Origin of the sequence: Streptomyces sp. NPDC021212 (assembly GCF_044332925.1) — a bacterium.
GTDB lineage: Bacteria > Actinomycetota > Actinomycetes > Streptomycetales > Streptomycetaceae > Streptomyces.
This window is the reverse complement of record NZ_JBIRPZ010000020.1, coordinates 25,311-37,005: the sequence shown is the minus strand read 5'-3', so window position 1 is coordinate 37,005 and position 11,695 is coordinate 25,311. Positions and strand designations below refer to the sequence as shown.

Sequence of the window (11,695 nt, the reverse complement as noted above, 5' to 3'; positions counted from 1 at the left end):
ACCGTCACCTGCACCGGACCGGCGCTTCCCGGCGGCGACACGGCCGTGATCTGCGACGGCGACACCACGGTGAACGGCGCGGTCACGGAGCCGAACCGGACCGCCGTGGCCCCGGCGAGATCGCTGCCGCTCAGCGTCACCGAGGTGCCCCCGCCCACCGGCCCCTGACCGGGCGAGACCCCGCTCAGCACGGGGGCGGGGGCGGACACGTAGCCGAAGGACACTCCGTTGCTCGTACCGCCCGGGGTGGTCACCGTGACCAGCACGGTGCCGGAGCCCGCCGGGGAGGTGGCGGTGATCTGGGTGGCGGACACGACGGTGAAGGCCGGGGCGAGGGCGGTCCCGAAACGGACCGCCGTCGCCTGGGTGAAGTTGGTGCCGGTGAGGGTCACGACGGTCCCGCCCCCGGGTGCCCCGGAGGCGGGATTGACGGAGCTGATCACCGGAGGGGACGCCGCCGGGGCCACGGGCGCGGCGGTTGCCGTGGAACCTGACTCCGAACCTGCGGCGTGAGGGGTGCTCAACGTACTGCTCCTTCCGGCGGAACGTCCCAGGGGTGATCAGATACCGGGCGACGCGAGGTACTGGTACTGGGTCGCGGCGGTCGCGCTGCCCGCCGGGTTGGTGACGGTGACGTTGGCCGGGCCGGGCTGTCCGTCCGCCGTGGGCGGCGTGACCGCGGACACGGTGGTGGCGTTGACGACGCTGAACGGCGCCGCGATGCCGCCGAAGGTGACCGACTGCGTGGTGTCGAGGTTGGTGCCGGTGATGGTCACCGCGGTGCCGCCGGACGCCGGGCCGGAGGTGGGGGTGAACCCGGTGACGGTCGGCACGTCGATGTACGTGTACGACAGGCCGTTGTTGCTGCCGCCCGCGGTGGTGACGGTGACCCCGACGGAACCGGCCGCGGCGCCCGCGGGCACGGGGACGGTGATGACACTGTCGGAGACGACGGTGGGCGTGGCGCTGTTGGCGCCGAAGGCCACGGCGCTGGCGGTCGACAGACCGGTGCCGGTGAGGGTGACGGTGTTGCCGCCCGCGAGCGGCCCGGACGTGGCGCTCAGGCTGGACTTGAAGGGCGCGCCGACGTAGAAGAACGTCAGCGGGTTGCTGGTGCCGCCCGGCGTGGTCACGGTCACCGGAACCGCGCCGGTGCCGGAGGGCGAGATCACGGTGACCGAGGTGGGCGTGTTGGCCGTGATGGTGGCGTTCTTGGTGCCGAACTTCACGGCGGAGGCGTTGGCGAGGTTCGAACCGGTGATGGTGACCACGGTGCCACCGCCGGTCGAGCCCTGATTCGGAGAGATGGGCATGGCGATTACTCCCTGCTGAAGACTGAGCGGGCTCCAGAGGCCCGAAAACGGCTCAGGGGACGGAAGGGGAAGGGAGGTGAGGGATGGGGAGGACGGGCCGGGCGGGTCGGACCCGCTCGCGCTCGCAGGAGAATGCGATGTGCGCCGAACGGGTCGTTGGGGACGCCCGCCCGGCCCCCTCGCGCGGTACGCCTGGCGCCCGGGACCGGCGAGGGTGCGGGGGCCGGCCCGCCGGGGGGACCGGCGGAGGCCATACCGCACGTTTTCAGTAATCCATCGGAATGAGTCCGCCCACAAGAAGTGTGACGCGGCATCACTCGAATGGCGGGGCGTGCGACCGCCGCAGGTCAGCGCGGCCCTCGCGCCGGGCCTACGGGCGTCACGCGGGAGCACGCGGCGAGGGGCCCTGGTTCCCGTTCCGGCGGCATTCCCCCGGTAACTCACCCTTTCCCGTGACCCATCGGACGAAGGGGTCACTTCCTCCCCCCGCGGGCGTATCCTCTTGCCACATGGGGGCGGACATGGGCGTTCCCGTCAATGAGTCCTCCGCCGGGGGGTGTTGGCGGGTACGCATTCGCAGCATGACCGGCGAGATCCTGGGCGCCGGAATCCTTCTGGGCGGCGACACCGTGCTGACGTGCGCCCACGTCATCCCGGACGACGGGCGGCCGGTGCCCGCCTCGCAGGTCCTCGTCGACCTGGTGCAGCTGCCCGACGCCGCCCCCGTGACCGCGCGGGTCGCCGCGGGCTGCTGGGTGCCCCGGCGCGCCGACGGATGCGGCGACATCGCGCTGCTGACGCTGGACCGCCCGCAGCCCGCCGAGCACGCCGCGCCCCTGTACCGGCTGTCGCCTGAGCCGCTGGGACAGGTCCGGAACCTGGGCTTCCCGAGACACAACGACAACGGCACCTGGTTCTACGCGAAGATCGCCGGTGCCGTGGGCCCGCGCGCGGAGTGGCTGGAGCTGATCCCGGACTCCCCCGGGGACGTGGTGCGGCGCGGATGCAGCGGGGCCGGAGTGGAGGACGTGAAGACCGGCCATGTCATCGGGATGATCGTCAACCGCTACGACGACGCCCACGACATCCCCGCCGACGAGCGACGGCTGCGGTCGAACATGATCCACATCGAAACGGTCCTGCGTCACCTCCCGCTCCTGCGCGACGTCGTGGGCGGCGACCGGGTGGTCGACGCCCGGCTCGTCTCGCGCCTCACCTCCGGCGAACGGGACGTCCTGGACATCCCGTTCGCGCAGCGCCTCGCCCTGTGGCTGCGCCGCGAGTCCCTGGCCGGGCGGCGTGCGGGCGTCGCGGACGTGGAGACCGTCGTCATCGCGCCAGACGACAGCGGCCGCTACGAGGCGCTCAGCCGCGCCGTCACCCTCGCCGACCGCGAGCTGTCCGGCGGCGACGACGAGGCGGTGTCCGGGGCGCCGCACGGCACCGTGCCGCCGCTGGGCAGCGTGGACCTGGCCATCGACGTCACCGGCCGCACCGACACCGAGGTGGCCCTCCGGGTGGCCGACCGGATGGATGTGCGCTCCCCCGGCGACGCCTCCCCGCTCAGCCGGATCCGCGCCGGCGCCGTACCGCTGACCATCGTGGCCGTGGGACTCGACCGGGCGAGCGATCCCGAGGCGCTGATCGGCTTCATGAAGCTCCTCGCCGACCTGGGCGCCCGGCTGATGCTCGTCTTCCGCGATCCGCAGGCGCCCGGACTGCGGCTCGCCGAGCGGCTGTTCCGCCCCGACCCGGAGCGGATCGACGCCTGGCTGGCCGAGCTGACCGACCAGGTCGCGGAGGCCGCCGACTCGGGGGCGCGCGGCGGATCGGACCCGGCGGAGGCCCCGGCGCTGCGCATCAATCTGACCCGCCTGCGGGACGACCCCGAGCTGCGGACCCACCACATCGTCGCCAAGCTGGCCGCGTTCGAGCACGCGGTACGGGCGGTACGGGAGCGGGCCGAGGCCCAGTGTGACGAGGTCAAGGAGCTGAAGGGGCTGCTGAACGCGTACGCGGCGCTGCTCGGGGCGAAGGCCGCGTCGGAGCGCCGGGAGCTGTTCCCGCTCCAGCGCGCCGCCCACCGCGAACTGACCGCGGTTCCCTGCGACGTGGCGGCCGCGCGGCACGCCGTCGACCGCTTCGTCCAGGCCGTGCACGCGTCCCCGGAGAGGGAGGCACCGTGACGCCCGAAGCGGTGTGCCCCCGCGCGGACTGCCCCGGCGGTGGCCGAGGCCGGATCAACGCCCGCGGCTTCTGCGCCGAATGCGGCCGCAGACCCCACCCCCCCACACCCACCCCACCCCCGGGCCGGGGCTCGGCCCCGGCCGCGACCGCGACAGACCCCGTCGCCGGACCCGGCACCGGTAACCACCCACCCGCCGAGGGCGCCGGACCTGCCCCGCACCCGGCCCGGGGCCCCGGCTCGGGCGCGACCGGCGCGGGACCCGGGGCCGCCACCGGCACGGGCAACATCGACTCCGGGGCGACCACCGCCACCGACCGCGCCCGCCGTCGCGACGCGGCGCGGAAGTTCACGCTGGGGCCCGCCGGGGACGGGCTGTTGGATCTGCCGCGCGTCGAGCTGCCGTCCCTCACCGACCTCGTGCTCGACGATCCGCGTCCCCCGTCGCGCGGTCAGATCTGCGGGCGGCCCGGCTGCGGGGAGACCGTGGGCGCGCCCTTCCACGGGGAGCCCGCGCTGTCGGCCGGGTACTGCCCCCGCTGCCGCCATCCGTTCGACTTCACCCCGCGGCTGCGCCCCGGGGATCTGCTGGGCGACCAGTACAAGGTGATCGGCTGTGTCGCGTACGGCGGGCTCGGCTGGGTCTATCTCGCCGAGGACACCCAGCTCGACCAGCAGCCCGTCGCCATCAAGGGTCTGATCAACAACGAGGACGAGGCGGCGCTGCGGGCGGCGGTCGAGGAGCGCCGCTATCTGACGATGCTCGACCACCCCGGCATCGTCCGCATCATCAACTACGTCACCCACCCCGAAGAAACCGCCGGCGACCGGCTCACCGGCTACATCGTGATGGAGTTCGTCGGCGGCATGACGCTCGCCCAGATACGGGACTGCATCGCGGACGCGATGCCGCCGTACGACGGGCCCCGGCTGTACGAGCACATCCTGGCGTACGGCTGTCTGGTGCTGCGCGCGGTCGGCTATCTGCACGGCGAGCGGCTGCTGTACTGCGACCTCAAGCCGAGCAACGTGATGCATTACGAGAGCCGCGTCAAGGTCATCGACCTGGGCGCGGTCCGCCGGCTCGGGCGGCAGGGCGGCGATCCGCCCGTCATCACCGAGGGGTTCGCCTCCCCCGAGTCGCTGCGGGGCGGCCCCCTCACCGAGCGCCACGACCTGTACGGCGTAGGCGCGACCCTGCGGTCGCTGTCCGACAAGGCCGGGCGGCCCGCCCAGGCGCCGCCCGGCCTCGGCGCCGAGTCCTACCGGCGGGTGCTGGCCCGCGCCACCGCCCGCGATCCGCGGCGGCGGTTCGGGTCGGCGGGCGAGATGTCCGAGCAGCTGTGGGGCGTGCTCCGGGAGATCCACGCGCTGCGGCTGCGGGAGGAACAGCCCGAGCCGTCCACGCTGTTCGCCCCGACCGCCGCACTGCTCGACGCGGGGCTCGGCCGGATCCCGGGGCTCGAACACTGGCTGGACGGCGATCCGGGCCGACCCCTCGCGCACGGGCTGCCGTCCCCGGAGCAGGTGCCGCCGGGGCTGCCGGTGCCGTTCCCGGACGCGGCGGACCCGGGCGCCGCCCTGCTCAACACCCCGACCGACAGCAGCCCGCGGCGGCTGATCGAGCAGCTGGGCGCTTTCCCGTACCCCTCGGCCGAGATCCGCTTCCGTACCTGCCGCGCCTATCTGGACCTGGGAATGCGGGACCGGGCGGAGGCCGAGCTGACGGCCGCCGAGGAGATCATCGGCAGTGGCGCCCCGTACGACTGGCGACCCGCCTGGCACCGCGCCCTGCTGCGGCTCGCGGGCGGCGCGGTGGCCGAGGCGCGGCGCGCGTTCGACGAGGTCTACAGCGCGCTGCCCGGCGAGTACGCGCCCAAGCTGGCGCTCGGCCACTGCGCCGAGCACCTGGGCGACCACGAGGCCGCCAAGCGGTTCTACGAGGCGGTGTGGGAGCGCAACCGCTCCCAGGGCAGCGCCGCTTTCGGCCTGGCCCGGCTGCGGCTCGCCGCCGGGGACCGGGGCGGGGCGGCCGCCGTCCTCGACGGGGTCCCGAAGGTCTCGCGCCACTACGACGCCGCCCGGATCGCGACCGTACGGGTGCTGGCGGGGCGGCTCAACGGACAGGACGGGCAGCCCACCGGGGAGGACCTGGTCGAGGTGCTGACCCGGGTGCCGCGGCTGTATCTGGACGACGGCCGCGCCCAGGGGCAGGCCCGGGACCGGCTCACCGCGGAAGTGCTGGAGGCGGCCCTCGGCTGGACGCTGCGCCGGGGAGCCGCGGGCGCTCCGGCGGACCCCGGGCTGCTGTTCGGCGAGGGGGACGACGAGCTGTCGGCGCGGTCGCGGCTCGAAGCGGTGCTGCGCCGGCTGGCCCGGCAGGCGGACAGCCCGGAGGCGCTGGGGGCGCTGGTCGACCGCGCCAACGCCATCCGGCCCATGACCGGCGTGTGACGGGGGAACAGGGGGATTACATGAGCCAGGACGGCCAGGACAGCCAGGACAACGAGAACCATCCGGGGCGGTACGGGGACCACGAGGGCAACGGCCCCGCCCTCACCTTGCGCGTGCACCAGAACAAGTACCTCCCGGCCGCCGGGGGCCGCGCCGAGATGCACGCCGTCATCGGCGTCGAGGCCCGGGGGCTCGGCCCGGCCGCGGCCCGTACCGCCGCCTCCGAGGTCATCGTCATCGACTGCTCCGGGTCGATGGGCTGGCCCCCGACGAAGATCGCGGCGGCCCGCCGGGCGACCGCGACCGCCGTCGGCGTGCTCCGCGACGGCACCCACTTCGCGATCATCGAGGGCACCGAACAGGCCCAGGTCGTCTATCCGTATCCGGGCGGCATGGCCGTCGCGGGCCCCGACACCCGGGCCGCCGCCGCCCGCGTCGCGGCCCGGCTGCCCGCCATCGGCGGCACGGCCATCGGCGCCTGGCTGGACCTGGCCCGGCGGCTCCACCTCAGCCGCCCGGCCGCGATCCGGCACACCCTGCTGCTCACCGACGGCCGCAACGAGCATGACGCGGCCGGATATCTGGACAAGGTGCTGGAGGCCTGCGCCCCGCACTTCACCTGCGACGCGCGCGGGATCGGCGACGGCTGGGACGCCGCCGAGCTGAAGCGGATCGTGCGCAGGCTGCACGGCCGCGCGGACGCGGTGCTGGACGACTCGGCGCTGGCGGCCGAGTTCGCGGACATGACGCGCGCCTCCATGGCCAAGGCGCTGGCCGAGGTGCGCATCCGGGTCCGTACCCGGGCGGGCGGCCGGATCGGCTTCGTCAAGCAGGTGCACCCCACCCGGGCCGACCTCACCGACGAGGGCACCCGGCCCGACGCGCGCACCTGGGAGTGCCGCACCGGCGCCTGGGGCGACGAGTCCCGCGAGTTCCATCTGTGCGTCCTCGCCGACCCCGAGGGCGATCCGGTGGGCGAGGACGTCGAACTGGCCACCGTCGACCTCGTGCTGGACGGCGATACGGATCTTCCGCCGCCCGCCGCGCAGTCCGTGCTCGTCCAGTGGACCGACGACCTGCTGCTGTCCTCCCGCGTCGATCCCCGGCTGGCGCACTACGGGGCCGACTCCGACCTCGGCCTCGCCATCACCGCGGGCTGCGACGCGTATGAGACGGGCGACCGCGAGGAGGCCCGGCGGCAGTGGGGGCAGGCCGTCCGGCTCGCGCACGGACTGGGCAGCGCCAAGATGCTGGAGCGGCTGCGCGGGCTGGTCCACATCGTCGACGCCGCCACCGGCGAGGTGCGGATCCGGGAGCCCATCCGGCCGCTGGACCTCAACTCGGCGATGATCGTCACCGAGGAGAGCGTCCGCTTCACCGGCGCCGCCCTCACCCCGGCCCCCACCGGACCGGACGTGATCTGCCCCAACCCGTCCTGCCGCCGCACCGCGCCCGCCACCGCCGCGTACTGCCAGAAGTGCGAAACCCCGCTGCGACCGGAGGAGGGGTCATGAGCGGCACCCGGGCCTTCCTCGTCCGGCGGCTGACCGCGCTGCTCGCCGTCACGGGGGTGGCGGTGACCACGCTGTTCGCCGCGTACTACGGCGTCAGCCGCAACTGCGCGGCGGTCAGCGACCGGTCGACCCCCGCGATCCTGCAGGTGGCCGCCGCGATCGACGCCCTCCACACCTCCAACGACAGGGCCATGTGGAGCCTCACCGGCCCCACCACCGACGTCGAGGGGCTCGGCGAGGACTACCGCAACAAGCTGTCCACGGCCAACCAGAGCCTGGCCCAGGCCGTCAAGAGCACCACCGGCGGCAAGGGGGCCCGTCAGTCGCTGCTCACCATCGCCGGGCTGGTCTCCTCGTACAGCGACCTCATCGAGCAGGCGTATGTGAACCGCGACAACGATGATCTGCGCGACGCCTATCTGAGCTACGCCACGGCCATGCTCACCCGGGACGACGACGGCATCCTGGCCCGGCTGGGCATCGTGCAGAAGGGGCAGCAGAAGGTGCTGCGGACGCAGACCTCGTTCGGCGGGCTGCTGACGTTCGCCTGGTGGGTGCTGGTGCCCGCGCTGTTCCTCACCCTCGCGGTGCTGCTCGTCCTCACCCAACGGTATCTGCGGCACCGTTTCCGCCGACTGGTCAACCCCTGGCTGATCGCGGCGACCGCGCTGCTGATCGCGGTGGTGCCGCTGGCCGCCTTCGCGTACCAGACCCAGGAGCGGCTGGCCTCGGCCGGGCGCACCCTGCACCGGACGGACATCGGCTCCAGCGGCGGCGAGACCGCCAAGACGGTGGCGACGACCATGCGGGGCACCCACTGGCGGGCCGGGGCCGGGGGCTGGATCCCCCTGGGCGGAGCGGCCCTCGCCGCGCTGATCCTCATCGGGCTCCAGCCGCGCATCAACGAGTACAGGTTCCAGCCGCGATGAGCGCCCGGACGAGCCCCCGCGGCAGCTCCTGGAACGTGAGCGCGGCGATCCTCGGGCTGTGGCTGGTGGTGCTGACCGCGGTCGGTGTGGGCGACACCGGCGGACAGCGGTCGCACGGGAGCGTCAGCGTGCTGGCCACCTGGACCGGACACGAGGGCACGGCCTTCCGCCGACTGCTCCGGTCGTTCACCGCCGAGACCCACATCCGGGTCGACTACCAGGGCACCACCGCGCTGCGCGAGGTGCTGTCCTCGGACGTGAAGGCGGGCACCCCGCCCGACATCGCCGTCCTGCCCACCCCGGGCGAACTGGCCACCTACGCGGACGCCCTGCAGCCCCTGCAGAAGGTACTTCCCAGGAAAACCCTCGCGGCCTACGACGGCCCGCTGTGGAAACCCGCGCCGCGCGGGGACAAGGCGATCTACGGGATCGCGGTCAAGGCCGACCTGAAGAGCATCGTCTGGTACGACCGGGACCGCCACGACCCGCGCGAACTGCCCCTCCTCGCCGCCCGGGACGGCCAGTGGTGCGCCGGAATGGGCGGCGACGCGACCTCCGGCTGGCCCGGCACCGACTGGGTCGAGGACATCCTGCTCCAGCAGCAGGGCAAGGCCGTCTACGAGGCGTGGGCGACCGGCCGCCTGGCCTGGACGGACCCCCGGATCAAGCAGGCGTGGCGAACCTGGGGCTCCCTGTTCGGGAAGGGCGCGGCGCGCACCGCGCTGCTCACCGACTTCCGGGCCGCGGGCCGGAAGCTGTTCGCCACGCGGCCCCCGTGCGCGCTGGAGCACCAGGGCTCGTTCATCCGCGGCGACTACCCGAAGAAGCACCGCGCCCGCGCCGCCTTCGACTTCTCCAGCGGGCTGATCCCCCGCGCCGACCGGCGCACCACCGCCCGGGAGGTGTCCGCGGACTTCGCGGTGATGTTCCGCAAGACCTCGCAGTCGCAACAGCTCCTGGCGTACCTCACCCAGGCGGATCACCAGACGGCCTGGGTGCGGAACACCCCGCGCGACGCGACCCCGCCGTTCTTCGCGAACAGCGAGGTCCCCTCGGCCCTCGGGAGGTACGACGGCGTGGCCCGGCGGATCGCCCGCACGCTCAGGGACTCCGGCTCGCTGTGCCTGGACGCGTCCGACGCCATGCCGACCCGGATGCGGCTGGCCTTCCAGCGCGCCGCCCTCGCCTACCTCAGCGAGGTCGGCAAGGGCCCGAACGCGCTGCTGACCAGCCTGGAGAAGGTCCGCACCGACCTGCACCGGGACCCCGGACAGCCCGGGCTGCCGACCGTCTGTGGCTGATCCCCGGTCCTACGGCGCCATCTCCTCCGGGCAGGGCGTGCCGCGCGGCAGCTGGTACTTGCCCGCTATCCGGTAGATGCCGGGGCGCGGGGCGTGCAGCACGGTCCACTCGTCCTCCGGCTGGCCCTCCACGGCGTCCTCGACCTCCTTGGTCAGACAGCCCTGGCGGTTGACCGGCAGCTCGTCGCTCCGGTCGGCCTTCGGCGCGTGGACGCTGCGCCCCTGGGAGTCGACCAGGCCCAGCCACGGCGAATACGGGATGCGGATCAGGACCGGTCCGCGCTCCCGCACCTTCAGCACCAGCTGGTCGGCGCCCGCCCGCTCCACGGTGGCCGGCGGGTTGGCGAGCTGCGTCGGGTTCTTGACCTCGTACAGCTTCCAGTTGGCGTCCGACCACACCTGCCGCAGATACGGCAGGTCGGTGCCCAGCAGCCGGGACTCCTTCTCGGCCCCCTGGTCCGGGTTGTCGGCCGGCAGCACCACGAAATGCACCGCCCAGCGCTTGAGCCACTCCTGGTAGGTCGCCGGGGTGAGGGTGTTTTCGCCGTAGAAGATCGGGTTGCGGTCCAGGTCCCGCTGCCGGTTCCAGCCGCGCGCCAGGTTGACGTACGGGGCGAGCGCGGAGGACTCGCGGTGACTGCGCACCGGCACCACCTCGACCCGGCCCCGGTCGGCGTCCACCCGCTTCAGCCGGTCGACCAGCGGTGCCAGCTCACGGGCCCAGGACGCCGAGGGGGTGGTGTGGATGACGTCGTCGGCGGTCTTGACGACCTGCCACACCGTGATCGTCGCGAGCGCCAGCACCAGCGCGATCCACCGCTGCCCGGCCCGCGTGGTGCGCAGCTCGGCGCGGGCGGGCCGGATGCGGCGCTCGCTCAGCGCGGCGATCACCACCACACCGCCGAAGATCATGCCAAGACGGGAGATGTTGGTGCCGATCTGGGAGGGGATCACCCAGGTGAGCACCACGCCGAGCGAGTACAGCGCCGCGCCGACCCGCACCGTGCGCCAGTCGGCCGGGGACAGCAGCCACCCGGCGAGACCGGCGGTGAGCGGCAGCACCACCGAGCCGATGGACATCGGCTGCTCGCCGGAGAACGGGAACAGCCATGCGGACAGCGCGACCACCACCGCCGGGGTGACGCCGAGCGCGTACGCGGCCGGGCGCCGCTTGGTCAGCCACAGCGCGGCCGCCACTATCCCCACGAACAGGCCCGCCACCGGGCTGGCCATGGTCGACATCCCGGACAGCAGGGCGGCCAGCAGGAACCGTCCGGTCCGGTGATGCCAGTGCCGGGACCGCCACCGCACCGGCCACGCGAAGATCACCGCGACCGCGGCGAGGCCGAACATCGCGCCGAGCCCGAAGGTCACCCGGCCCGAGATCGCGTTGCAGACCAGCGCGAACGCGCCGTACATGGCGGGCCACATCGGCCGCGTGACCGAGCGGCTGCGGACCAGCAGCAGGGCGAGCAGCCCCGCGGACAGGGTCCCGGCGATCACCATGGTCGACCGCACGCCGAGGACCGCCATCAGATACGGCGAGATGACGCTGTACGACACCGGGTGCATGCCGCCGTACCAGGCCAGGTTGTACGCCGAGTCGGGGTGCTGGAGCGCGAACTCCGCCCAAGCGTCCTGCGCGGCGAGGTCGCCGCCGCTGTTCGCGAGCAGCGCGACCCACAGCAGGTGCAGCCCCGCGGCGGCGGCCAGCGCGGCGGGCACCGGTCGGCGCAGGGCGGCCCAGGCGCGCCGGAAGACCCCCGTCCGAGCGGCCGCCTCACCTCTGTTGGCCGCTTTCGCCGCTTGATCGTCCGGCTCGGTGGAGCGCTGCGCGGGCAGGCGTATTCGCGCCGCGGTGCTCTCCTCCGAGCTGCCGTTCTTGCCGGCCCGTGTCGGATCCACGGTGGTCACTGTGGCTCTCCCCGTCTCCCCCGAGGTCTGCCCCTGTTCATCTTTTCAACCCTGTACCGGTACCCCACGGTTCGCCTTGGTCTGG

The 11,695-nt window shown here is 73.7% G+C and carries 8 protein-coding genes; 5 read left to right on the top strand and 3 right to left on the bottom strand.

Annotation, left to right across the window (positions count from 1 at the left end; genetic code table 11):
* Positions 1 to 524: IPT/TIG domain-containing protein (locus tag ACH4SI_RS37465; RefSeq protein WP_398303944.1), on the bottom strand; the 524-nt coding region annotated here is incomplete at its 3' end.
* 36 nt (positions 525 to 560) lie between these two features.
* Positions 561 to 1,313, bottom strand: coding sequence for an IPT/TIG domain-containing protein (locus ACH4SI_RS37460; protein WP_398303942.1), 753 nt, complete (start codon positions 1,311 to 1,313; stop codon positions 561 to 563).
* 581 nt (positions 1,314 to 1,894) lie between these two features.
* On the opposite strand from ACH4SI_RS37460, the gene ACH4SI_RS37455 reads away from it, so the two are divergent.
* The 5 genes from ACH4SI_RS37455 to ACH4SI_RS37435 are packed head-to-tail and all read left to right on the top strand — an operon-like array spanning position 1,895 to position 9,696.
* Positions 1,895 to 3,499 carry a serine protease gene (locus ACH4SI_RS37455; RefSeq protein ID WP_398303940.1) on the top strand — a complete coding sequence of 535 codons (1,605 nt, stop codon included), beginning with the start codon at positions 1,895 to 1,897 and terminating at the stop codon, positions 3,497 to 3,499.
* Positions 3,496 to 5,952: a tetratricopeptide repeat protein gene (locus ACH4SI_RS37450; protein ID WP_398303938.1), complete on the top strand. Its 2,457-nt coding sequence runs from the start codon at positions 3,496 to 3,498 to the stop codon at positions 5,950 to 5,952. Before ACH4SI_RS37455 ends, ACH4SI_RS37450 begins: the two co-directional genes overlap by 4 nt.
* Before the next feature lie 20 nt (positions 5,953 to 5,972).
* Positions 5,973 to 7,466 carry a VWA domain-containing protein gene (locus tag ACH4SI_RS37445; RefSeq protein ID WP_398303936.1) on the top strand — a complete coding sequence of 498 codons (1,494 nt, stop codon included), beginning with the start codon at positions 5,973 to 5,975 and terminating at the stop codon, positions 7,464 to 7,466.
* Positions 7,463 to 8,395, top strand: coding sequence for a hypothetical protein (locus tag ACH4SI_RS37440; RefSeq protein ID WP_398303934.1), 933 nt, complete (start codon positions 7,463 to 7,465; stop codon positions 8,393 to 8,395). The genes ACH4SI_RS37445 and ACH4SI_RS37440 overlap by 4 nt, the downstream gene beginning before the upstream one ends.
* Positions 8,392 to 9,696: an ABC transporter substrate-binding protein gene (locus tag ACH4SI_RS37435; protein ID WP_398303932.1), complete on the top strand. Its 1,305-nt coding sequence runs from the start codon at positions 8,392 to 8,394 to the stop codon at positions 9,694 to 9,696. Before ACH4SI_RS37440 ends, ACH4SI_RS37435 begins: the two co-directional genes overlap by 4 nt.
* Before the next feature lie 9 nt (positions 9,697 to 9,705).
* On the opposite strand, the gene ACH4SI_RS37430 is transcribed toward ACH4SI_RS37435, so the two are convergent.
* A complete protein-coding gene (locus tag ACH4SI_RS37430; protein WP_398303930.1) occupies positions 9,706 to 11,610 on the bottom strand; it encodes an MFS transporter in 1,905 nt (634 codons plus the stop codon).
* Between the last annotated feature and the right edge of the window lie 85 nt (positions 11,611 to 11,695).

What these genes read in the sequence shown, in the direction of transcription:
- ACH4SI_RS37460 (WP_398303942.1), bottom strand. Translation starts at nt 1,313, where the DNA reads ATGCCCATCTCTCCGAATCAGGGCTCGACCGGCGGTGGCACCGTGGTC.
- ACH4SI_RS37455 (WP_398303940.1), top strand. Translation starts at nt 1,895, where the DNA reads ATGACCGGCGAGATCCTGGGCGCCGGAATCCTTCTGGGCGGCGACACC.
- ACH4SI_RS37445 (WP_398303936.1), top strand. Translation starts at nt 5,973, where the DNA reads ATGAGCCAGGACGGCCAGGACAGCCAGGACAACGAGAACCATCCGGGG.
- ACH4SI_RS37440 (WP_398303934.1), top strand. Translation starts at nt 7,463, where the DNA reads ATGAGCGGCACCCGGGCCTTCCTCGTCCGGCGGCTGACCGCGCTGCTC.
- ACH4SI_RS37435 (WP_398303932.1), top strand. Translation starts at nt 8,392, where the DNA reads ATGAGCGCCCGGACGAGCCCCCGCGGCAGCTCCTGGAACGTGAGCGCG.